19 protein-coding genes and 1 tRNA gene are annotated in these 23602 nt (G+C 59.8%); 12 read left to right on the forward strand and 8 right to left on the reverse strand.

Annotation, left to right across the window (positions count from 1 at the left end; genetic code table 11):
- Positions 1-7: 7 nt before the first annotated feature.
- From QTL56_RS18920 to QTL56_RS18935, 4 genes are all read left to right on the forward strand, one after another.
- Complete coding sequence (locus QTL56_RS18920; RefSeq protein WP_229573035.1) at positions 8-1108, forward strand: polyamine ABC transporter substrate-binding protein; 1101 nt, start codon at positions 8-10, stop codon at positions 1106-1108.
- Positions 1109-1193: 85 nt separating this feature from the next.
- Positions 1194-2348: an ABC transporter ATP-binding protein gene (locus tag QTL56_RS18925; RefSeq protein ID WP_229573034.1), complete on the forward strand. Its 1155-nt coding sequence runs from the start codon at positions 1194-1196 to the stop codon at positions 2346-2348.
- 12 nt (positions 2349-2360) lie between these two features.
- Positions 2361-3266, forward strand: coding sequence for an ABC transporter permease subunit (locus tag QTL56_RS18930; RefSeq protein ID WP_229573033.1), 906 nt, complete (start codon positions 2361-2363; stop codon positions 3264-3266).
- Between the two features lie 10 nt (positions 3267-3276).
- On the forward strand, positions 3277-4098 hold the full coding sequence (locus tag QTL56_RS18935; RefSeq protein ID WP_245134781.1) for an ABC transporter permease: 822 nt from the start codon (positions 3277-3279) through the stop codon (positions 4096-4098).
- Positions 4099-4118: 20 nt separating this feature from the next.
- On the opposite strand, the gene QTL56_RS18940 is transcribed toward QTL56_RS18935, so the two are convergent.
- Together QTL56_RS18940 and QTL56_RS18945 are read right to left on the reverse strand one after the other, a co-directional pair.
- Positions 4119-4361 carry a DUF6460 domain-containing protein gene (locus QTL56_RS18940; RefSeq protein ID WP_229573031.1) on the reverse strand — a complete coding sequence of 81 codons (243 nt, stop codon included), beginning with the start codon at positions 4359-4361 and terminating at the stop codon, positions 4119-4121.
- Between the two features lie 86 nt (positions 4362-4447).
- The gene (locus tag QTL56_RS18945) at positions 4448-6328 is read right to left on the reverse strand and encodes an AsmA family protein (RefSeq protein ID WP_245134783.1); all 1881 of its coding nucleotides are present in this window, start codon (positions 6326-6328) and stop codon (positions 4448-4450) included.
- A gap of 150 nt (positions 6329-6478) precedes the next feature.
- On the opposite strand from QTL56_RS18945, the gene QTL56_RS18950 reads away from it, so the two are divergent.
- Positions 6479-8431: an acetoacetate--CoA ligase gene (locus QTL56_RS18950; RefSeq protein WP_370660309.1), complete on the forward strand. Its 1953-nt coding sequence runs from the start codon at positions 6479-6481 to the stop codon at positions 8429-8431.
- Positions 8432-8676: 245 nt separating this feature from the next.
- Here QTL56_RS18950 and QTL56_RS18955 read toward each other — a convergent pair whose 3' ends face one another.
- The 3 genes from QTL56_RS18955 to QTL56_RS18965 form a co-directional block, all read right to left on the reverse strand.
- Complete coding sequence (locus tag QTL56_RS18955) at positions 8677-10251, reverse strand: ABC transporter permease (protein ID WP_245135493.1); 1575 nt, start codon at positions 10249-10251, stop codon at positions 8677-8679.
- Between the two features lie 204 nt (positions 10252-10455).
- Positions 10456-11097, reverse strand: coding sequence for a LysE family translocator (locus QTL56_RS18960; protein WP_245134786.1), 642 nt, complete (start codon positions 11095-11097; stop codon positions 10456-10458).
- A gap of 34 nt (positions 11098-11131) precedes the next feature.
- Positions 11132-14887, reverse strand: a complete 3756-nt coding sequence (locus QTL56_RS18965; RefSeq protein ID WP_245134788.1) for an ATP-binding protein — start codon at positions 14885-14887, stop codon at positions 11132-11134.
- A 246-nt stretch (positions 14888-15133) separates the two neighbouring features.
- Between QTL56_RS18965 and QTL56_RS18970 the strand changes: the two genes are divergently transcribed.
- Positions 15134-15574: a phasin gene (locus tag QTL56_RS18970; RefSeq protein ID WP_229573026.1), complete on the forward strand. Its 441-nt coding sequence runs from the start codon at positions 15134-15136 to the stop codon at positions 15572-15574.
- A 164-nt stretch (positions 15575-15738) separates the two neighbouring features.
- A tRNA-His gene (locus QTL56_RS18975) sits at positions 15739-15815 on the forward strand.
- A gap of 250 nt (positions 15816-16065) precedes the next feature.
- Here the strand turns inward: QTL56_RS18975 and QTL56_RS18980 are convergent.
- On the reverse strand, positions 16066-17058 hold the full coding sequence (locus QTL56_RS18980) for a hypothetical protein (RefSeq protein ID WP_245134790.1): 993 nt from the start codon (positions 17056-17058) through the stop codon (positions 16066-16068).
- 369 nt (positions 17059-17427) lie between these two features.
- Between QTL56_RS18980 and QTL56_RS18985 the strand changes: the two genes are divergently transcribed.
- The 5 genes from QTL56_RS18985 to QTL56_RS19005 all read left to right on the forward strand — a co-directional run bounded on the left by QTL56_RS18985 (position 17428) and on the right by QTL56_RS19005 (position 22137).
- Positions 17428-18585, forward strand: coding sequence for a hypothetical protein (locus tag QTL56_RS18985; protein ID WP_245134792.1), 1158 nt, complete (start codon positions 17428-17430; stop codon positions 18583-18585).
- Positions 18582-19247 (forward strand): hypothetical protein, encoded by a 666-nt coding sequence (locus QTL56_RS18990; RefSeq protein WP_245134795.1) that lies wholly within the window; start codon positions 18582-18584, stop codon positions 19245-19247. The genes QTL56_RS18985 and QTL56_RS18990 overlap by 4 nt, the downstream gene beginning before the upstream one ends.
- Positions 19244-21205 carry a DotA/TraY family protein gene (locus tag QTL56_RS18995; RefSeq protein WP_245134798.1) on the forward strand — a complete coding sequence of 654 codons (1962 nt, stop codon included), beginning with the start codon at positions 19244-19246 and terminating at the stop codon, positions 21203-21205. The genes QTL56_RS18990 and QTL56_RS18995 overlap by 4 nt, the downstream gene beginning before the upstream one ends.
- 288 nt (positions 21206-21493) lie before the next feature.
- On the forward strand, positions 21494-21736 hold the full coding sequence (locus QTL56_RS19000) for a hypothetical protein (RefSeq protein WP_245134801.1): 243 nt from the start codon (positions 21494-21496) through the stop codon (positions 21734-21736).
- A complete protein-coding gene (locus QTL56_RS19005) occupies positions 21733-22137 on the forward strand; it encodes a hypothetical protein (RefSeq protein ID WP_245134803.1) in 405 nt (134 codons plus the stop codon). The genes QTL56_RS19000 and QTL56_RS19005 overlap by 4 nt, the downstream gene beginning before the upstream one ends.
- Positions 22138-22636: 499 nt before the next feature.
- Here QTL56_RS19005 and QTL56_RS19010 read toward each other — a convergent pair whose 3' ends face one another.
- Both QTL56_RS19010 and QTL56_RS19015 read right to left on the reverse strand, forming a co-directional pair.
- On the reverse strand, positions 22637-22948 hold the full coding sequence (locus QTL56_RS19010) for a hypothetical protein (protein WP_289393330.1): 312 nt from the start codon (positions 22946-22948) through the stop codon (positions 22637-22639).
- Positions 22949-22951: 3 nt separating this feature from the next.
- Complete coding sequence (locus QTL56_RS19015; RefSeq protein WP_245134807.1) at positions 22952-23236, reverse strand: hypothetical protein; 285 nt, start codon at positions 23234-23236, stop codon at positions 22952-22954.
- Positions 23237-23602: the final 366 nt, after the last annotated feature.

Genomic DNA, 23602 nt, shown 5'->3' on the forward strand with positions numbered 1-23602 from the left:
AGAAAAAATGAAGGCTCATTTCATCCGTACGGCGTCGGTGGCCCTGGCGACGATCTTCATCGCATCGGCTGTCCAGGCGCAGGAACGCGTCGTCAACGTCTACAATTGGTCCGACTATATCGACGAATCCGTCCTCGCAGATTTTACCAAGGAAACGGGTATCAAGGTCGTTTATGACGTTTTCGATTCGAACGAATTGCTCGAGACGAAACTGCTCGCCGGTGGCTCGGGCTATGACGTCGTCGTGCCGACGGCGCCTTTCCTTGCTCGTCAGATCCAGGCCGGTGTTTTCCAGAAGCTCGACAAGTCGAAGCTGTCGAACCTGACCAATCTCTGGCCGATGGTCAGCGAGCGTCTGTCGAAATATGATCCCGGCAACGAATATGCCGTCAACTACATGTGGGGCACGACGGGCATTGGCTACAATGTCGCCAAGGTCAAGGAAGCGCTGGGCGCCGATTTCACCGTCGATAGCTGGGATACCATCTTCAAGCCGGAAAACGCCGAAAAACTGAAGGCCTGCGGTGTGAACATCCTCGACGCATCCGACGAGACCTTCGCCATCGCCATGAACTATATCGGCAAGGATCCCGACAGCAAGGAAGCCGCTGATCTGGAAGCGGGTGGCGAAGTCTACATGAAGATCCGCCCTTCGGTGCGCACCTTCAACTCGTCCGCATATATTGACGATCTCGCCAATGGCGACGTCTGCGTCACGATCGGCTGGTCAGGCGATATTCTGCAGGCCAAGGCCCGCGCCGAGGAAGCCGAGAACGGCGTCGAGATCAACTATGTGATCCCGAAGGAAGGCACCTACATGTGGTTCGACAACATGGCGATCCCCGCGGATGCCAAGAACGTCGCCGAAGCCCATGAGTTCATCAACTTCCTGATGCGCCCCGACGTGATCGCCAAAGCCTCCAACTATGTGCAGTATGCGAATGGCAACCTGGCCGCCCAGGAGCTTCTGGATCCAGAGGTCAAGGACAACCCGGCCGTCTATCCGCCGGAAGACGTCATGTCCAAGCTCTTCACCATCTCGCCTTACGGCCCACGCGAGCAGCGTGTGTTGAACCGGGTCTGGACACAGATCAAGACCGGTAGCTGACCGGACACGAAATCGCCGGGCGCCCCAAGCGCCCGGCGATTTTCATCATGCTCTGGGTAACAAGAAAAACGGCTGGGATCGGGTAATGGCGAAGACACTGGGGCCTGTTAAGCACAAATTTTCTCCTTGGACCGATGCGAATGCCGTTCCTTTCATCCGCTTCGAAAACGTCACCAAGCGGTTCGGCGATTTCGTCGCGGTCGATAATCTGAGTCTCGATATCTACGAGCGCGAGTTCTTTTCGCTGCTCGGGCCGTCCGGCTGTGGCAAGACAACGCTCATGCGCATGCTGGCCGGCTTTGAAAAGCCGAGCTCAGGTCGCATCCTTCTGCAGGGGCAGGATCTCTCCGGCGTGCCGCCCTACAAGCGCCCCACCAACATGATGTTCCAGTCCTATGCGCTCTTCCCGCACATGTCGGTCGAGAAGAACATCGCCTTTGGCCTGGAGCAGGACAACATGTCGAAGGGCGAGATCGAGGCCCGCGTCCAGGAAATGCTGAAACTGGTGAAGCTGGAGCAGTTCGCCAAGCGCAAACCCAACCAGCTCTCGGGTGGCCAGCGCCAGCGCGTCGCGCTCGCCCGTTCGATCGCCAAGCGCCCCAAGGTCCTGTTGCTCGACGAACCGCTCGGCGCGCTCGATCGCAAGCTGCGAGAGGAAACCCAGTTCGAACTGATGGACATCCAGACCAAGCTCGGCCTGACCTTCCTGATCGTCACCCATGACCAGGAAGAGGCGATGACCGTGTCCGATCGCATTGCCGTTATGGACAAGGGCATTCTCGTCCAGGTGGCAACACCCGCCGAGATCTACGAGGCGCCGAATTCGCGTTATGTCGCTGACTTCATCGGCGACATCAATATTCTCGAAGCCAAGGTGGAATCCAAGCAAGGCGAGGGACCGGCCGAACTGGTGCACATCGACAGCGACGGCGTAAAGATCATCGTCGAGCAGGCCTGCGATGCGACAGGGGGCGACAGCGTCGCCTTCGCCGTCCGGCCGGAAAAGGTGCAGATCTCGTCCACCCAGCCCGAAACGTCGACCGCCAACACGCTGCATGGTGAGGTCCTGGACATCGGGTATCTGGGTGACTTCTCGGTCTTCATTGTGCGCCTGGATGATGGCCGCATGTTCCGGGCCGCTCAGGCCAATGTCTCGCGGCTCGTCGATCGACCGATCACCTATGGCGACATGGTCTGGCTCTCCTGGCCGGCCGATGCCGGCCTTGTCCTGACACGCTGAGGAGGATGCCCCATGGCCGACAGTATCGCCGCCTCCAGATCCGGGTCCGCAAAATGGCTGGTCGTGATCATCCCCTATCTGTGGATGATACTCTTCTTCCTGACGCCCTTCCTGATCATCTTGAAGATCTCGCTGTCCGACACGGCAATCGCCATGCCGCCCTACCGGCCGGTGCTGGAAGGCTTCGCGGTGATCGGCGATTTCATCAGCCAACTCGACTTTGACAACTATGTCTTCCTCACGGAGGACTCTCTCTATTTCAACTCGTATGTCTCGTCGCTGCGCATCGCGCTGATTTCCACCTTCCTCCTGCTGCTCATCGGTTATCCGATGGCGCTCGCCATGGCGCGAGCCTCTGTCAGCATTCGCCCGACCCTGGTCATGCTGGTCATCCTGCCATTCTGGACTTCCTTCCTGATCCGCGTCTATGCCTGGATCGGCATCCTGAAGCCCGAGGGGCTGCTGACGGTGCTACTCCAATCGTTGGGCCTGATGGACGAAGGCAGCCAGGTGCAGATCTTCCGCACCGAGATCGCCGTCTTTATCGGCATCGTCTATTCCTACCTGCCCTTCATGGTGCTGCCGCTCTATTCCGCTCTCGAAAAGATGGATGGCACGCTTCTTGAAGCCGCGAGCGATCTCGGTTGCCCGCCCTGGAAGGCCTTCTGGAAGATCACCTTCCCGCTGTCGATCCCGGGTGTCATCGCCGGCTCGATGATCTGCTTCATCCCGATCACGGGCGAATTCGTCATTCCCGATCTTCTCGGTGGTGCCAACACGCTGATGATCGGCAAGACGTTGTGGACCGAGTTCTTCGGCAATCGCGACTGGCCGCTCGCCTCCGCCGTTGCCGTCCTGCTGCTTCTCATTCTGGTCGTGCCCATCGCCATCTTCCAGAACCAGCAGCAGAAAGCGTGAGGGTGGGCCGATGAGACCCGGAAAATTTGACGCGACGATCCTGACACTCGGTTTCGCCTTTCTCTACATCCCGATCCTGATCCTGGTGATCTACTCCTTCAACGAGTCGAAGCTGGTGACGGTCTGGGGCGGCTTTTCGCTGAAATGGTACGGCGAGATGTGGCGCAATGCCGGGCTGATGAGCGCGGCCTGGGTCACGCTGCAGGTCGGCCTCCTGAGTGCTTCGCTCGGCACGGTCCTCGGGACGCTCGCCGCGCTGACACTAGTCCGCTTTACACGCTTCAAGGGACGCTTGCTGTTTTCGGGCATGGTCTATGCGCCGCTCGTCATGCCTGAGGTCATCACGGGCCTGTCACTGCTTCTGCTCTTCGTGGCGATCGGCGTCGACCGGGGTCTGATGACCGTCGTCATCGCACACACGACCTTCACCATGTGCTACGTGGCGATCGTCGTGCAGTCGCGCCTGCTCACCTTCGACACGAGCCTCGAAGAGGCAGCCCAGGACCTCGGCTGCCCGCCGGTCAAGACCTTCTTCAAGATCACCCTGCCTCTCATCCTGCCCGCCGTCATATCCGGCTGGATGCTGGCCTTCACGCTCTCGCTGGACGATCTCGTGATCGCGAGCTTCACAACAGGGCCGGGTGCGACGACGCTGCCGATCAAGATCTATTCACAGGTACGCCTGGGGGTCACACCCGAAATCAATGCCATCTGCACCATCCTGATCGGCATCGTCACCATCGGGGTGATCATCGCATCTGTCGGCACAAAGCAGCGGGAACTCCAGCGGCAGCGAGACGAGCATGTCGCTGCGCGCGGCACCACGGCCTGATCGGCACGGGAGCCGCCCGCTCAGCCCCGGGGCGGCATCAGCAGATAGGTGACCAGCCAGATAGGCAAGATGACGACGGCGCCTATCAGCATTCGGGGTGCTGCCCAGGCAAAGGCAGACACGATGCCGTTATGCAAATCCTCCGCCGTCACGCCCAGCGTGTCGAGCGCGGCCCTCGGCGTTATGCCGAAGAAGGACAGAAGACTGCCTGCCAGCAGCGAGGCCAGCGCCAATTTGATGAAGCCTGATAGCAATGTCTGCACCTGTCGTCCCCCCCGGCGCCCCGACTCGTTCCATTCTAGTATTTGCAGTCTCGAATGAAACAGCGGGCAAGGGTCAGGTAAGACCTTTATTGACCTGCGGCCGGAAGAGGCGGAATCGGCGAGATGACGGGGTCATGCCACGAGCCACCGATAAAGAAGCGCAAAGGCGCTGTCGTTTGTGCCTTGGGGGCCACTTCTGAGAGCTCTCCCGTCAGCGCCAGAGCCTGACGGCTGTAAGGGATGATGCCGGACAGAACGAGAGTGTCCCGTTCGCCCACGATCCGGGCCTTCTCCACTTCCGCCGAACCCTCCGAGAAGCGGACGGACATGTCGAGGCTTCGGTAGTCGAACTCCCCAGTACCGGCCGCGCTCAGCTGGAAATAGGCCCGGTCGGTCGACATGCGCCGCAGTCCCTCCGCATTCAGCCCGCCGATTTCGCCATTGTCTGCGCGGATGTCGAGTCTGCCCGACATGGCATCGACATTGCGTTGCCATCCGGGCCCGGCAAGCTTGGCATCAAGCGTCAGTGAGCCGGTCCCCTTGAGCGAGAGGCTCCCGGGCGAAAGCCGGGATACCAGCGACCCGAGATCGATCCGATCCATCATCACGGCGATTTCGACGCCTTGGTCGACACCATGGCCACTCACGCTCAGGCGCGCCGAAAGCGCTCCCCCCATGAACCGCGTGTCCCCGATCACCAGCTTCAGCGCGTCGCCGCCACCGGTCAGGCTGGCACCGAGATCGGTCAGTTGGAAATTGCCAGCAGTGGCAGTCGCGGCGGACACCCGCATGTCGAAATCCACCCATCGGGTGAGGCTCGGCAGTCGCACATTGGCGCGATCGCCCAAGTCGATGGACAGGGCCTGAAGGAAGTCGTCGATCTTGAGAAGATCGACCGCCACCGTTCCGATCAGCAGCGGTTTCGCGCCGGTGCGCTTCTTCAATGTGAGGATACCGTCGCCGGGGCTGCCATTGATCTTGAATTCGAGATTGTCGAAGCGCCACTCGTCTCCGGCATTCGTCACCTGCGCCTTCAACGAAGCGGTCTGCCACCGCTCCGTTCCGGCGACACGCAATCCGAGCACGGAGGCCGCCTGCGGCACATCCGAAACGCTCAGATCGACATCGGCTTGTTCCAGTCTGCCCCGGTTGAGGTCGATCACCCCCTTGAGCTGCCCCCGCATACCCGGAAGCGACGCGGAAATGTCGACCTGGCTCGCCGCGCCTCCGAGCAGCAGCAAGGGGGTAGGGGTCTGCAGGGAAAGCGACAGGCCACGGTCTTGCACATTGAACGTCGCCTGCCCGGAAAGAGGGGCCGCCAGGCGCGGCCAGTCGATCTTGGCATTGATCCGGTCGGCGACGATCCTGGCGCCGCTCCGCGCATCGATCAGGGTGATCTCGCCGTCGACGATTTCGACTGACCCGATTTCCGTCTTCTTGGTGTCGCCGTCAGACGCTGCTGTCGTCTGTGTGGCCAGCGCTTCGCGCACGGCCGCGTTCAACAGCCCGTCACCGCTCCAGTCCAGCCGTCCATCGACATCGCGCTCAATCCGGATCTGCGGCTGCTCGAACCGGAAGTCGTTGAAATCGGGTTTGCCTCTCACGGCCGAAAGGAGGCTGAATTCTGCGGACAGGCTCTGGATTTCAACGAAGGGCTCGTCGGGGTGGTCGCCCGCACGCCGAATGCTGACGCCATTGAGGGTCACTTCGGGGCGTGGCCAGAACCGCAGTTGGGCGACATCCTCGATCGACACGGGGTGTCCAGCCCATTGTGCCATGGACGATTCGATCGCCGATCGCACGACGGCACTGGAAATCAGATGCGGAGCGGCGACACGCAGGGAAACGGAGACGAGCGCGCCGAAAACGACCACCGAGAGCACGAGTTTGATCAGCCGCCGGGTCCGCCGACCGGGGCCGGCGCTTCCAGGGCTTTCAGATTGTCCGGCGCGTCGCGAGAATATCATTCTGGCCCGTGTCCAAGAGCTTCATCGAGTACTTGTGGCGGATATAGGAATTCTACCCCGCGTGCAACGAATGGACAGCCCGGCACCGGTTTCCCGGCTTTGTATCGCAGTGCGGTATGCTATAGGGAAAAGCAGAAGAGGAGGAGCATGATGACTGAACTGGTACCCCTTTGGACACCCTCCGACGCCTTTATGGCGTCGCAACCCCTGACCCATTTCATTGAGTGGTGTGCCACCCGCGAGGGCCACAGCTTTGCGGGTTATGATGCGTTCTACGACTGGTCTGTCGAAGACCGCGCGTCCTTCTGGTCGGCGGTCTGGGACTATTGTGGCGTGGTGGGAGAGAAGGGGGACGTGGCGCTTGCCGATGATGGCGACATGCTCAAGGCACGGTTCTTCCCGCAAGCGCAAATCAACTTTGCCGAAAATCTCCTCGCCCATGCGGGGGACGGTGATGCGCTGGTCTTCCGCGGAGAGAACAAGGTGTCGGACCGCTGGTCCTGGTCGCGCCTGACAGCCACCGTCTCACGCCTTCAACAGGCCTTGGCTGCAATGGGCATCGGCGAAGGCGACCGCATTGCAGCCATGATGCCGAACATGCCCGAGACTGTGGCCCTGATGCTGGCTGCGACCTCGCTCGGCGCCATCTGGTCCTCCTGCTCCCCCGATTTTGGCGACCAGGGTGTGCTCGATCGCTTTGGTCAGATTGAACCCAAGCTCTTCATCGCCTGCGATGGTTACTGGTACAATGGCAAGCGGCAGGACGTGGCGGACAAGATCGTCACCGTTGCCGCCAAGCTCGATGTCCCCGTCCTCGTCGTACCGTATGCCGGCGACACCGCAGCACTTCTCGCACGATTGCCGAATGGCCGCAGCTTCGATCAGTTCATCGCGGATTTCTCGGTCAGGGATATCGAATACCGCAGACTGCCATTCTCGCATCCGATCTACATTCTTTTCTCTTCCGGCACGACGGGTGTGCCGAAATGCATCGTGCATTCGGCCGGTGGCACGCTGTTGCAGCAACTGAAAGAGCATCGCTTCCACTGCGGTCTTCAGGCCGGCGAAAAGCTGTTCTATTTCACCACCTGCGGCTGGATGATGTGGAACTGGCTGGTCTCCGGCCTCGCATGCGGCGCGACACTTTGCCTCTATGACGGTTCGCCCTTCTATCCCGACGGCAATGTGCTCTTCGACTATGCGGCCGAAGAGAGTTTTGCGATCTTCGGTACGTCTGCAAAGTATATCGACGCTGTGCGCAAGGGTGGGCTGACGCCCAAGACCACGCATGACCTGTCGAGTCTGCGCCTGATGACCTCGACCGGTTCGCCGCTCTCGCCTGAAGGCTTCTCATTTGTGTATGAGGGCATCCGCGACGACATCCAGCTCGCCTCCATTTCCGGCGGCACCGACATCGTGTCCTGCTTCGTGCTCGGCAATCCGCTGAAGCCCGTCTGGCGCGGAGAGATCCAGGGTCCGGGCCTCGGTCTCGCAATCGACGTCTGGAATGATGACGGAAAGCCGGTGCGCGGCGAAAAGGGCGAACTGGTCTGCACCAAGGCTTTCCCTTCCATGCCCGTGATGTTCTGGAACGACCCGGAGGGCGCCAAATACCGCGCTGCCTATTTCGAGCGCTTCGACAACATCTGGTGCCACGGCGATTTCGCCGAATGGACCGAGCATGGCGGCATCATCATTCACGGCCGCTCGGATGCGACGTTGAACCCGGGCGGCGTGCGCATCGGCACGGCGGAGATCTACAATCAGGTCGAACAGATGGACGAAGTGGTCGAAGCCCTTTGCATCGGTCAGGACTGGGAAGACGACGTTCGTGTCGTTCTCTTTGTTCGGCTCGCTTCCGGGCTCAGCCTGACGGAAGAGCTCGACAGGAAGATCAAGACCAGGATCCGCACCGGCGCCACGCCGCGTCACGTTCCGGCGAAGATCGTAGAGGTCGCGGATATCCCCCGCACCAAATCCGGAAAGATCGTCGAACTCGCCGTGCGCGAAGTCGTGCATGGCCGGCCGGTCAAGAACAAGGAAGCACTCGCCAATCCGGAAGCTCTCTCCCTCTTCGCCAACCTGGAACCACTGCGCTCCTGACGGGAAAGTGTCCCGAAAGGCAGCAATTTCAGAACAATACCTCAAATGTGGGGTAGCTGCAGGGCGTGGCCGGTAAGAAAGCCTTAACCGGCCGCCGGCAACACTGTCGTCAACTTGGAGATGCGTGATCAGACGCGACGAGGACGGGAAAAAATGCCCCGGACCAGAAGTCGATTGCACCTTCACTCCGGTTCGACAGCATTGATTGGGGCGGCTTCGGCCGCCCTGTTTTTTTGCCAGCGCGATCAGCGCTTCTCGTCGAGCGACCGCGAAACAAGGATCACCGGAATAAGACCCGCAGCGATAATGATGATCGCCGCGACGGAAGCGTCCTGCGCCATGCCGCGCGACGCGTCTTCGTAGACGAGCGTGGCCAGCGTATTGAAGTTGAAGGGACGCAGCAGGATCGTTGCCGATAGCTCCTTCAGCGTCTCGATGAAGACGAGCAGTGCCGCTGTCAGCACGGCAGGTCGCAGATTGGGCAGAAGCACCTGGCGGAGTGTCTGCAGGCTCGAGCGCCCGAGGGTGCGGGCTGCCATGTCGAGATGGGGGGAAAGCTTCTGGAACCCGGCATCGACGGTGCCCTCGGCCATGGTGAGAAAGCGCACCGTATAGGCGTAAACGATCGCGAACCCGGTACCGGAGAGCATGAGCCCTGTCGAAATGCCAAGGCTTTCGCGCATCCAGCCGTCCAGCGCATTGTCGAAAGTCGCCAGCGGGATCAAGACCCCGATGCCGAGCACCGTTCCGGGAATGCCATAGCCAAGCGCTGCGAGCCGTCCGGCGCTCACGGCCAGGCGCGAGCGATCCGTCCGCGCCGCATAGGAGAGCACGAAGGCGAGCAGCACGGTGATCACGGCTGCCGCCGACGAGACAAGGGTGGAATTCCAGAGCGCATCCAGGAGGCGGGGCTCAAGGAAGTCTTCGACCCGTCGGAGTGCAAACCCGCCAAGCACGAAAACCGGCACGACGAAACCGACCAGGATCGGGAGGAGGCAGATCAGGGTTGCGACCGCCGCCTTCGCGCCCGAAAGGCGCAGCCGCACCGCATCGGTCACGATCGCCGTCGTCTTGTGGCTGCTGAAGCGCTGGCGCCTTCGCGCCCGCCGTTCGACAACGAGAAGTCCCGCGACGATCAAAAGCATGAAGCAGGCGATCTGCGCTGCACCCGCAAGGCTGCCGCGGTTCAGCCAGGTGTCATAGACCGAGAAGGTGAGCGTCTGCACGCCGAGATATTCGACCGCGCCGATATCGTTCAGCGTTTCCATCATGACCAGCGTCAGGCCGATCATGATCGCCGGCCGCGCCATCGGCACCTGGATGCGGGCAAAGACGCGCAAGGGGCTGGACCCGAGGGTCCGGGCGACGTCGGCGGCCGCGCGCCCTTGCATCAAGAACATCGAGCGGCAAGCGAGATAGACGTAAGGGTAAAGCACGGCCGACATGACCAGCACGGCACCGGGAAGCGATTTCACGTCGAAGAAGCTGTAGTCGCGCGAGGAGGTGAAGCCGAACAGCGCCCGGTATCCGGTTTGCACGGGGCCGGTGAAGTCGAGAAATTCGCCGAACGCATAGGCCGCCAGATAGGAAGGGATGGCCAGCGGCAGGACGAGTGCCGGGGAGAGAAGACGCCGCAACGGGAATTCGCAGGACGCGACCAGCCACGCGGAGCCGATTCCGACCGTGGCTGTGACCAGGCCTGTGAAGAGCAGCAGCCAGAAGGTGCGCATCCCTGCCCGCGGGATGACATTGGTCATCATGTGCTGCCAGTTGTCCGGATCCGCCGAGAAGCCGATGACGAAGATTGCCGCGATCGGCATGAAGACGATTGCAGCCGTGATCAGCGCGGCCACGGTCGCATAGCCGGGCCGTTTGCTGAGCGGCGTGCCGATGGTCGAAACGGAATGGGCTGTGCCCGGGTAAGGACGAGTGGACAAGCGGTCGGCCCTTGCGAGGTGCGGCAAAGGCTTTCCTCTATCCGAAAGCCGACGCGATGAAAACCGCTGCTGTCGTCGCGCCTCCGGTCATCTGCGAAGAACGGCGAGGCTTTCCCCGATCAGCCGCAGGCCGAGCGCACCGATCACGGCGCCAGCCAGCCGGTCCACCCAGACTTTGCCGCCGAGATAGGCTCGCTGCGAGCGAGGGGTCGAAAAGACCAGGGCCACAATGGCATACCAGCCGGCCTCGATGAGGAAGATCAGCGGAGGTAGAGCAAGGATCAGCGCCAGCGGCGGGTCCTGCGGCATCACGGCGGCGAAGATGCTGGCATAGACGACGGCTGTCTTGGGATTGCTGACCTGTGTGACGATGCCGAGGAAAAATGCACGCGATACGGCAAACCTGCTGCGTCCGTCCGCTGGAGTGACAGAAATCGGTTCGCGCGCGCCGCGCCAGATCGCTATGCCGAGATAGGCGAGATAGAGCCCGCCTGCACATTTCAGCACGAGATAGAGCCAGTCCACCTGCTGCAGCAGCGCAACGAGACCCGCGAGTGCGAGAATGGCGAAGAAGGCGCCGCCGAAGGCCATCCCGATGGCGGCTGCGAGCCCGTGCAGGCGCGAATTGCTGACCGAGATCCGCGAGACGAGCACGAAGCTCGGCCCGGGGCTCATCGCGCCGATCGCAATCGCAACCATGATGCCGACGGACATGCTGAAGGTGGCCATGTCGGTGTTGTCTCTACCTTCCGGCGCCTCAGTTTCAATCCGCGAGCACGCGCGGCGAGGGGAACATTACCTCGACCAGCGTGCCCTCGTTGGGCGTCGACGAGATGGCGAACTGCGCCCTGTTGGCATCCACCATGGCCTTTGTCAGCGGCAGGCCGAGACCGGTGCCGTCGCCGCGGCTGCGCGGAGTGCCGGTCGAGACCTGGCGGAAAGGCTTCATCGCCTGCTCCAACTCGCTGCGCGACATGCCGACGCCGGTGTCCCGGATCCGGAGAACCACGCTGCCGTTTGGCTCATAGGCCGTGGAGACGATGATCTGGCCACCGGAGGGCGTGAAGCGGATCGCATTGGCGAGGATGTTCAGCACAATCTGCTTGATCGAGCGACCGTCGGCCACGACATTCGGCACGGCCTGCGACAGCGCGGTGCGGATGATGACCCGCTGGCCGTTCGCCTGCGGCTGCACGATCGAGACCGCTGCCTGCACCATCTCGTTCAATCCGACGGAGGAAAAGTCCAGCTCCATCTCGCCGGCTTCGATCTTGGATATGTCGAGCAGGTCGTTGACGATGTCGAGCACATGCCGTCCGGACCGCACGATGTCATGCGCATATTCGCCGTAGCGCGGATGGCCGACGGGACCGAAATGCTCGTTCGCCATCATGTCGGCAAAGCCGATGATCGCGTTGAGCGGTGTCCGGATTTCGTGGCTGACGCGGGCAAGGAAATCGGTCTTGTGGGCGTTCGCCGTCTCGGCCGCGCGCTTGGCGTTGCGCAGTTCCTCTTCGGTTCGCTTCCACTGGGTGATGTCGCGGATCACTGCACAATAGCCGTTCGAGGAATTCAGCTTCCCGATCGTCATGAACATGGGCAGGAAGCCGCCGGAGGCTTCGCGTCCGATCACTTCGCGCCCGTCGTTGAGAACGCTGGCGACGCCATGGCCCGAAAGCCCGTTGAGATAGTCAAGGATCGACTTCTGGCTTTCATGGGCAAACAGCATGACGAAGGGCTTGCCGCGCGTTTCCATGTCGTCGAAGTTGAACAATGCACTCGCCGCCCGGTTCATCGACCGGATATCGCCGTCGGAATCGAGGATCACGACCCCGTCGGTCGCCGTTTCCAGGATCGAGCGCATTTCCTCGACCTCCACCTTGACGCGGGCGAGTTCTGCCGCCTGGGCCGGTGTCGCGCCGCCTGATGCGCCCGACGCGGTGACCAGCGCCGGCATGGCAGCCGGAGACTCGGCGGGGGTGTCGGCGCGCGTACGGTCTTCCGGCTGGGCGATCAGTGCCAGCATCAGCGCACTCGTCTCCTCGAAGCGCACCGATTGCAGGCGTGCGGTCACCGGCAGCAGCCGGTCGTCGGCGCAGAGCGCAACGACCTGGCCCGCTTCGTCGCCGGGCGTTTCGAGATCCTGCCGCTGGATGAGTGCGTCGAGGCCACCGGCTTCATCGAGCTCGGCCAGCGTCTTGTAGCCCGTCAGGCTGAAGAATTCGGGATTGGCATGGATCAGCCGGTCACCGACATGCACGAGGAGGGCAACCGGCATCAGGTCGATGATCTCGGCGGTCAGGCTGCGTCCCCGCGTGGGCGCCGGGCGATCGCTCGCCGGTTCCGGCTGTGTGGCCTCGACATCCGGCTCGGATGCCGGCGGCTCAACAGCTTCAACCGGGGGCGCGGTATCCACCGGTTTGGGGGCCTCGGGGGCAGGGGGGAGGCTTTCGGTGCGCAGAGCGGGCGGTTCGGACGGCGTGAGCGATTGTTCGACCTTGGCACGCAGCCCGAGCGGATCGAGCTTGCGCGCAATCTCCTGGAAGGCCGCCTGTTCACCCGGTGTCAGGGCGTCGCGCTGGCGAGTGCGACGATCCTGCAACTGCACGACCTTGTCGGGCAGGCTCGGCTTGCGCGGTTCCATGATCCGCAGGACGGGTGGTTCGAAGCCGCCTGGCTGCGGCACCGGCGCCTCCTCATCGGCAACGGGCGCAAAATCGTCGGCGTCGGTGTCCGGTTCAGGCGTCTCATCCTCGTCCTCAGCGGAATGCAGCAGTGCGTCGAGCACATCCTCGCCGGCTTCGGCGATCTGCTCCTCCTCGAAGTCTTCCGGCGGGTGGCGCTCGCCTTCGGCGAGTTCGGTGAGAAATTCGACCAGATCCTCGTCGGGATTGCTGGCAACCTCATCCGCGGGCTCGATCAGGTCGTCCATAACCGGCTCTTCGCGCAGGAAGGTCATGCCGATTGCATCCGGATCGTCCTGGGCATCGGCTACACGCACGATGCCGAATCCGCGGAAACCATCGAAGTCGCGGTTGCGGGTATAGGTCGGAAGCGCCGCGAGATCGACCGGGACCACCAGCCGTGTGCCTTCGACGGGCCAGTAGATCGTCTTGCCGGACCAGGTATCCCGCTTCTTCAGCAATTCGCCGATCTTGCCTTCGGGGTCGAGGTTGAAGAGGGCTGCCAGATCGGAAAAGGCAACGCCATTGATGTCGGCGGCCCGCGGACCGACGGCCTGGGCAAATTCGGAGGATACTTCGCTGAACCGGCCTTCGGCGTCGATCTTCCAGACGAATCGGGTCGCGCGGCGATCCTGGCTGAAGATGAAGCGATCAGCGATAGGCGCGCTGGCTGGCGTCTGGGGAAGAGCCGGTCCTGCAACGGCAGGCGCCTCCTTAACGACCGGGGCTTGTTCGGCAGGGGGCTCCTCGGTCTCTGTCAGGGTCGTTTCAGAGATGGGCCCGTCCTTGTCCACAGTCGGTGCGGGATCAGGCGCGGCGGCATGATCATCCGCTTCGGCGCCCTGAGCGGTCAGCGTCTCCTTGATATCGTCGTTCTCGCTGAGATCGACTGTTTCCGGCTCGATTTCCTCGATGTCACCGATCGCCGCGATCACGCTTTCGAACGGTGCGGCAGGCGAGGGCATTGCCTCGTCCGCCACTGCCGGTTCGGGTTCGAACGCCTCAGCCTCAGCCTCAGCCTCAGCCTCAGCCTCAGCCTCGGTGTCTGTCTCTGTCTCTGTCTCGGGCGTATCCTCGACCGTGTCGTCGGCGCGAACGGGCATGGGCTCAGCTGCAGGCAGATCGGCATCGTCTTCATCGACAAGCTCGGTGCTCGGATCCATCTGGCCGAGGATCGTCTCGACTGCGAAGAGCAGGTGCAGCGCCGGCTCATCCGAAATCTTGCCGATCGCCGCCGGCAATTGGCCGAGAGCGGTCGGGATCGGCCGCTTGACCAGCCGACCGGCATCCGCATCGACGAAATTGACCAGCGTGCGGGCAGTCTGCGGCGATATACCGAGACCGGGGAAACCCTCGGAATTGGCAACGACGCGGCCTTCGCCGTCGAGCACGGCCATGTGGGTATCCGGATCGTCGAAACCGCTCATCAGGTCCAGGCTGAGTTGCTGCACGGTCCCGCTGGATGGCTTGATCGGGGGCACGGCAAGCAGGATCACCGCCTCGCCGCTGCGAACCTCGAGACACTCCGTCGTCGCTGTGACAGGCACTTTCTGGAAGCCGGCCGTGATGCGCAGCATCAGATTGCGACTGTCTCCGACATTGGCCAGCTGCCGCGCCGCGGTCTCGATCTGGCGGAAGGTGATGTCGCTGCGCTGAGGCCCTTCCTCCAGGAAGTCGTAGATCGAGGTGGCCCCGAAAAAGCGCGCCCCTGCGCCATTGCACCAGAGCACGCGCTCCAGTCCCGGCGCAAACAGCACGAGCGCTTCGCCACGCGCAAGGCGCGGACGGATGAGGTCGTGCACAGCGACGTCGATGAACGGATATTGAGCGGGCATATTGGGGACCTGCACTTCATGGCCTGCGAGTAAATTAACAGATTTTTAATAGCTAGGCAGTGCCCTCGGGTCCAGAAAATGGGGCGCCTTTCGGTCGATAAGGTTAATCCGACAGGATTATTAACATGCAAAAAATCTAATTGTGCAGTGCACAACGATATTGCAATGCACAATAATCGATGCTATATGGGGTTCAGGAATGAAACACAGGGGTCTCCAAGATCCCGCGACAAGAGGAAATACGCTATGAACACCAAGGATATGTTCTCTTTCTCGACCTTTGACCCCTCGAAGATGCAGGAAAGCTTCCGTGACTTCGCCGAAAAGGGCGCAGCCCAGTCGAAGGAAGCCTATGCCAAGATGAAGACCGCGACGGAAGAAGCCACGAAGACCGTGGAAGCCACTGTCCAGACGGCCCAGGCCGGCACGGTTGAACTCGGCCTCAAGGCCATCGACGCCATGCGCACCAACACCGAACTTTCGCTCGCCCACATGGAAGCGCTCCTCGGCGTGAAGTCGGTTGCCGAACTCGTCGAGTTGCAGACCGCGTTCATCCGCAAGCAGGCGGAAGTGACGATCGAACAGGCCAAGTCCATTCAGGAAACCGCCAAGAAGGTGACCGAGACTGTGACGAAGCCGGGCAAGGAAGCCGCTGAAAAGGCCATGTCCTCGCTCAAGGTCGCCTGATCGCCCGACGCGACCAGAAAAATCCTCCCAAGGATCTTGGGCCGGGCGTCGAGCCCGGCCTTTTCCCTATCCCGAGCCTTTTTACGCGATGCGCAGAAAGGGCTTGAAAAAAAATCCATCTGCTCGTATGTGACCCCTCGACGGCGTCAGCGACGCAGTCATGTGCGGTTGTAGCTCAGTTGGTTAGAGCGCAGGTTTGTGGCACCTGAGGTCGGAGGTTCAATTCCCCCCAACCGTACCATTTTTTCTTTCAATAGGCCCATATTTCACAATGGGTTATAGTGATGAGAAGGTTTTCTCTTCGCTTATCTGCTACAGCAATTCGCACTGACGCAGCGTTGCAGAACACCTTTGGAACATCTTCGACCGTGATTTAAGTGCGCGTTCATTTTGATGCTGGAGCTTCGGTGTGGAATTTGGGCCACTTGCCAAGCAGCGCCGGGTAAAAAAGCGATTCGTTACCGAGGGCTCATTTGTAAGAGCTAATAAACCTAGACTTGGAACCTGGATATTGGATCATCTGGACCTGGCCCCATATCTTCTGACGGGAACAGGTCGAGCTCCATTTGACGTGAACGTTTCACCTCCACGACCAGAGTTGCTACCGGAGGGTAATAGAAATCCTTCACAATAACGGACAACGCTGACGCCACTTTTTCGACTGCGGTGTCCTCGCAAAGTGCTAATCGAAGACCGAGGTCCTCTGGATCAGATGTGATGTTGAGGCCGATAGGCTGCTCCAATAGTTGCCCTGGGGCGCTGTGGAATGGAGCGATCCTCTCGCTTGTTTGACTTAATAGGGCGCAGATATTTGCGATAACGAACCAGCCAAAAGGAAGGTTTGCGTCAAACGCATTTCGATGAAGAGCCGCAGCCGTGTGTATACGAGGCGATATTGGCGTCATCCAATTTCCCGATGACTGAACACGCCGATGAGTGGCCAGTTCGGCTGCAAGAGCGAGACCAAATTGAGTCCCAGTGTATATGTAGCCAGTATTAGCCTCATGAAGGGCTCGGATGGCAGCTTGAGAATTTACGTCAAATTTGTCCAACCGCGGTGAGAACGCCATGTATTTCGCAAAATTTTTCCCAATAAGCTGAGAAATGTTGAACAAGCCGAGACGCTGGTCGTCGTCAGAAGCGCCAAATTTGTCGTTTGCCCCAAATGTTTTTGCCGACTTGTAGGTCTTGTAAAGCCTTTTCGCCTGTACGACGTAAGGGGCTGAGAACTTAATACGAGTTGCTTTATCCTCGTAAACAATGACCAACCCAAAGTCGGCATATGTGATTTGATGCTCCAGCCCAGCATGATGTCGCATCTTTACGTTGAAGTTGATGTCAAGTCCGTCGGCGGAAAGAGATTTCCGGAGCCAAGCAACCGGTGCTTCGGGAATATTTTCAATGTGCCAGAGCTCTGAGCCCTCCAGCATTTTCCAGAATGTTCGAGTAATCTCAATTTCATCGGGTGGAATAGCATCGGTCATCTGACTGACCAGATGTTTGTCAAATCCATCGAAGAAAGCCGCTATCGTCCTAATTTGGCGTAAGGAAAGCAAGGTAAATGGCCTCCGAAAAATTCAAATAGTCGCCCGACTAGGCCATCCAGAAGTGGTGTTATGCAAACACACGCGATTGTAATAAAGGGTAAATGGCTTGGCCGAATAAATTTGATGTTTCGCAAGGCTAATTTAGTAGGAATTAATTTTGCCACGCTTGCGTAATGGCAATATTTTCGGAGAGCCGATGCTTAGTAGCCGCAGGCGGATAAGCTGTATTCGGTCCATACAACTCACTTTTTTTTGTTCTCCTGACCGCCGGCAGGCAGACTTTGGGTATTCTCCCGAGGGCTTTCCTTGGCATACCAGTTCGCGCGCATTGAGCTCTACAGCCGCTCCGGCAAGGCGGGACGGACGACCGACTATATCTTCGACGAAGTCACACGAGTCCCGTCTGCCTCTGTCCATGTGCCGTCTCCGAAGCCACCAGAAGTAGTTTACGGTCTTCACCCCGACGCGCTGCGGGTGCTGCACGACGAACGCGCAGCGGCTGCAAAGACTTCGAGGACGGATAAGTCTGGCAAGACAACGCTGAAGGCGATCCGCAAAGACCAAAACACTCTGGCCGGCCTGATCTTTTCTCACCCCGTGAGCATGGACGAGTATCGCGCCAGCATAGATGTGCGGCGTGACGTTGCTGAGTGGGAGCAGCGTTCTATCGCCTGGCTTCGAGAGCAACACGGCGACAGGCTGGTGTCTGTCGTTCGCCACACCGACGAGAGCCATCCCCATCTTCACGCTTATCTGCTTCCCGATGACACCGAGATGCGCGCCGGTCTTCTGCACCCCGGATACCCCGCGAAGAACGCAGTCCTCGCCGCTGGACCGCAACCAGGGGAAGACAAGAAGGCAATGGGGAAGCGCGCTGACCGTGCCTACGTGGCGGGCATGCGGGCATGGCTGGACGATTATCACGCGAAAGTGGCGATCCCAGCCGGCCTTACGCGCCTCGGTGCTGGCAAGCGCCGCCTGACGCGAGCGCAGTGGCACCAGGAAAAAGCCCAGGCGGCGGCGCTCAAGGAGGCTCTGGAGCGGGCGAGAGTCGTCGAGGCCAAGGGACGCGCCTACATCGATCGCACGAAGAAGAAGGCTGCGGCGATCAAGTCGGACGCTGCGAGGGCAAAGGCCTCGGCGGACCGGTTCAAGGGCGTCGGTGGCGCTGTCCGCGCCGTCGTCGATGGCGCACGCGAATCCGCCCTACGAGACAGTGTGCGACAGAAATACGCCGCTGCCGTCACCGCCACGAAGGCTGCCCTCGACAAGGCGAGGTCCGAAGCTGACCGCGAACGGATTGCACGACGTGAGATCGAAAAGAAGGCTGCCGAACAACGCCACGCGCTGCGGCTCCAGGCACAGCGTCTCGCCTCGGCTCAACAGGAAATTCGGAATTTGTCGCGCGCCCTTGCCGCTGCGGTGGACGAGCCACGACCAATATCGGGAGGGATGACGCTATGACGGTGGGCGAAGAGATTTTCTTGCAGAATGCTCGGGCGATCCTGCGCGACATTGGCATGCCCCATCTCGATTGGGCGCACGGAGCGGCGGTCAACATCGTGCGCCGATCCATGAACGTCAGGGACAGGCCCACTCACCACCAGCAGGCCTTTCTGGAAGCCGAGGCTCCAGCGCTACTGGCGTATTTGGAGACCTTGGCTGAATCTGGAGAAATCGCGGCCTGGAGGACGCTGCACGCCCGTGTCAGGCTTCATGCTGAAGTCCTCCAGGAAAGCGGTATGCATCCATGCGCTCGCCCGCGGGTGGCAGCCATATGGCACGCGCTCCCGGAGCTCGCGGCCCTCGGACAGCTCATCATCGACCGCGTTGCCAAGAAAGAAGGACACGCACCATATGCTGAACCTGTCTTTTTCGACGTCACGACGGAAACAAGTGGCGATGGAGAGAAAGGCAGCGCCGGAAAAGCAGGTTCAGCGACGTCGCATAGACCTCGACCGTCGCCACGTCTTGCATTTCCGACTGTAACCGTGACGCCAACACCTGCCGAGGAAAAGGCGCTCGATCTCGAAGACCAGAAATCGGACGACGACATCTCGTCTCCCGTTGGTCCCGAGACGCAAAACGGTGTGACGGGGCCGCGACCTGATGGAGGTCTCAAATGATGGACCTGTTTGTCGAACCATCTGCCTCTAACTTGGCCTGGCGTCTGATCACCGCTGTCCTGCCGTCTGACGCGTCATCGGCTTGGGGGCAGACGCTGCAGGTGTTCACTGCGACACTGTTTGCATTCTGTGCAGTCCTGATCGCCTACAACACGATTTCAGGCATCGTGCAGAGCGCCTATACTGGCAGGACACTCGGAGACCGCTGGCATCAAATATGGACGCCCTTGCGGATCATCGTCGGTGTAGGTCTCTTGATACCGATGCCATCAACCGGATTTTCACCGGTCCACTACCTGTTGAGAGACGTCGTTGCGCGCGGCGGCATCAATTTGGCTGACGCTTCCTGGAACGTCTTTGTCAAAACAGTTGCCTCTGGCGAGGCGACAATCCTGCCAACATCGTCTTCGGGGTCGATGGTTGCTATGACCATCCTCCAGCATGAGATTTGCGCTGCCGTCTACAATCATGCCGGTTCGACTTGGGGCTGGGATGCACGCTTGCCTCAGCCGGGCGGAAATGTAGGGGGGCTCGGAATCCCCGGCTATGCGCAGAAGGTAACGTGGAGCTACGGCCCGACATGTGGTCATTTCACGTACACAATTCCGGATGACCGGCTTCCGTTCGCTAACACACGGCGTGAGGCAGTGGCGGAAATTGTTTCCGCATATCGGATTGAGGCGCAGCGTTACGCGAAGCTAGCGGCGCATACGTCAGGTCTTTCATCCGCCGAAGCCGTGACCAAGGCAATCTCCGGAAAGGTGCTCTCCTCCACGATCGTTCAAGATGTCCGTGCGCGTGGTGCGGCGTTCGATGCCAATGTCTCCGCCGCCGCGAAGTTAGAGGCGGCGAAAGTGCAGGCGGAATCACGGGACAAACTGGTTGAGAATGCGAAGCAGGACGGATTCCTTTCGGCCGGTTCGTACTTCCGGGCACTGGGTCAGATCAGCGAACTCACGACGGCGATGACGAATGAATTGCCCGAAGACGTCGCGCCACGAACGGACGGCGATTTCGGTGGGGCATTGGATCGGGCGTTCTCGATCTTGAGGCTGCAGGTATCCGGGGAGGCGGACAGAGCCAGCCTTTCAGCCAATGATTTCGCGGCTGCGGGTGATGATGGATCGAACTTCCTGGTGAAGCTGCTCGCGCCGATAACGCGTGGCCTTGCCGAATGGGGTGCATCGTCAGCGTCGGAATCGGGTGACGCGATGTCGAACCAAATCTCATCGGGTCACGCGATGTTGTCCATTGCCTGGACATCTATCGCCGCAGGAGCTGCCCTGATGGTGGCGTCATCGAACTGGTTCTCATCGGCCGTCGGCGCGGGCGGTGCGGCAGATTTTCTGTTGGGTTGGGGGAACTGGGCGATCGGAGGCATCATGTTCATTGGTGCGCTGCGCGCGTATGTGATCCCAATCCTTCCATTCCTGTTTGTTCTGGCCGCTGGTATCGCTTTGATTGCCGCCTTGCTGGAGGCCATGATCGCACTGCCGTTGTGGTGCGTGAAATGGATGAAGATGGAAGGCGGCGAAGACTTCGCCAGCGAAGGTACGCGCATGGGAATGTTGCTGACCGTCAATATTTTCCTTCGTCCTTCCCTTGCGATACTGGCCTACTGTGGTTCCTACCCGGTCTTCGACGTCGTGCTGAGGACCATGGATTCGATGTGGGCAACGACGTTCCTAGCCCAGACCGGTGGCGCAGTCGTCGGCCTGATCGGCTTCCTTACCATGTCCATTATCCAACTGTTCCTCACTTGGTACATATCGCTGAAACTGTTTGGTCAGTCCTGGGCGTTGCCGGATCGCATTCTCGGCTGGCTGGGTCTTCCCGGCACGGCTGGCGAGGCGGGCATAGCATCTGGGGCGATCGGCGGAATGCTTTCCCTTGCCGGACGCGGGCTTCTGCCCAAGACTGGAATGGTGATGTTGGCCAAAGGAGGAAAGTCGAAATGAAGGTGCGAACGAAATTGAGCCTGGCTGTTACCTTCGGGACGATCCTCATCGAACTATCCCTGTTTGGCGCTCTGTGGCTTCTAGTCCTATTTGCGTGGCCGTTGATGGCGGCATTCGACCGCGACTGGATGCATGGCTCTCTGAGCGTGTTGGAACAGGGCGTAGGCTTCTCACTAACGGTCGCAATCCCGATTTTTTTGTACTGGGCGTACCCTCGGGTGTCTGACTTTCTGCGGACACAGATGTGTTGGGCGCTCGTGCGTCGATTCTACGGAAGGGTCTGACGCCATGAAAAAGGTAGTCCTCTGGGCAATTGGCGGCTTTGGTCTGGCGGTCATCTGCGGGCTGATGGGGCTGGCACACCTGTCAGCATCGATCGTCACGCTCACCGTCTTCTGCGCGACGCCTGCGATATTGTTCCATTTTTCGGCTTGGTGTTTCGGCTTCATCGGGTCGTTGCCGGGCCGTGTAATCAGTTGGTTGCATCCCCCTGGCGCAGTTACGCGTCTTGGAGAGGAGCGCGATAGATGAAGTCCATCTTGATTGCCTCCCTGATTCTGTCGGCGTCAATTGCAGGGGTAGCGGAAGCGGCCTCAGTTGATCTCCGATACATGGCCCCTGATATCCATATTGAAATCGTGCCCCAGCCAGCGCGCACGATTACTAGGCCAAACGGAAGGCAGTACCAATTCTTTGGTTGGGCAGATCGGGTTACCTACACCACGGGCTTGCCCGACAGAAAAATACACGGCTTCTGGGGATTTCACGGATTGGAGTTTCGTGGCCTGCCGTCCTGGCTACGAGAGGTTAAAACCAGCGCTGGAAGAGACCTGGTAGGATCGCCTCAGCCAGGAACGTTCACGATCCAGATGTACCGGGATGGCAAGCACATTCCAACGTTGGATAATGTTATGACTTTCATTCCAAGGTAGGATCGACTGCATAGTATATCGAAGCCCCCCGAAATCCTTGGCGCTCTCGACCACCGAGGGGATTTTGGCGTTCCGCTCGGTTCGCGTCGGTCTATCGGTGTGGTGGTTATGAGAATGTCGGCACATGCCAAAAGCCGGTCCGGTTCTGGCGTTCGATGTTGTCCAAGGGCATCGAAAAATACGAAGAAATCACAATTTGTATTTTGTAACTTCTTATTATTGCTCAATAATTTCGAATATCTGTTGACGGGAGCATAGGTCCGGTGCATTATCAATTCATCGAAGGGACGCAAGGAACTTCGTGGATTGAAACAACAGAAAGCCGGTATTCGCTCCCTGTAAGGGATTAGGATAGATCAGGTCTTCGGGCCGAAATATCTGGGTATCGTTCCCGCATGAGGGATAGTTTCGACCGCCATTGAGGTGGCTCTGAAATATACGTGTTTCTCGTTGACCGCCGTCTGGCGGATAGGAAAGGGTGGCAGAGATGCCGCCCTTTTCATTTTTCGTCGATCATGGATGCCATCTTGTCCTTGATCTGGTCGCCGTCGAATCCTTTCTCGAAGAGAACCATACTTACGAGGCTCCGGACGATCTTGATGACGTCCTGGCTACGGGCATTGACATCGGCATCTGGCGCGAGTTTGCCGATGTAGACCTTCATCATTCGCTCAAGACCGCCATCTTCTACGGCAGCCAAATAGGCGTCAGCGACGGCGCGGGCGTCAGGGCGGCGGAGAGCTTTCGCTTTCCGCCGATTTTTGGCTGCATATGCCGCCTGACGGGCTCTATAGTCCCGGGTGTCGGTCATGAATTATGGTCTGTGTTTATAGGGGCGTGCGAGCCCTGCCATCGCCGCCAGCGTGTTTGCCGGTTCGTCCAGGCGCTTGGGAACGATATCCTCGTCCACCTGAGCTGAAAATGCGTATCCGCATCGCTCATAGTAGAGCTGGGCATACAGGCGCTCGTCAGAGCCTGAACTACCTTCAAGGTGACATAAGTCGTGGATGAACTGCTGGAGTACGTGTTCTGGGGTGACCTGATGCCTCTCGCACATCTTTACGAATTTCTCGGGTACTGGAATATTTGCAGTTGTCATTGGATAGTTCCTTTCCGGTTATTGTGATCGTTTCCCAGCTTAGATCAGTGCAGGCTTGCTCTGACGCTTCGTGGGTCTGTTGATTTCTTGCAGTTAGCCGTAGACGAGCCACGAGTCGGGACGATCTCGTGAAATCCAACGCTCGTAATAGTGTTCTGCTCGCGCTGCGGCAGCTGCAATGTCCTGGCAGATGCCGGAGGCGATCTCGCGCCCGCCAGCTTGGATCGCCCACATGCAGTCCCGGCCACGACCAGGCAGATGGCAGATGTAGAGGAGGTAGTTAGATCGGCGGTGACGCTTTCTGCAAATCTCGTAGCCGTCTTGTCTAAATTCATTCCAGCGGTACGTCGTCATTCTTTGAGTTCT

Origin of the sequence: Peteryoungia algae, from assembly GCF_030369675.1 — a bacterium.
GTDB classification, from domain to species: Bacteria; Pseudomonadota; Alphaproteobacteria; order Rhizobiales; family Rhizobiaceae; genus Allorhizobium; species Allorhizobium algae.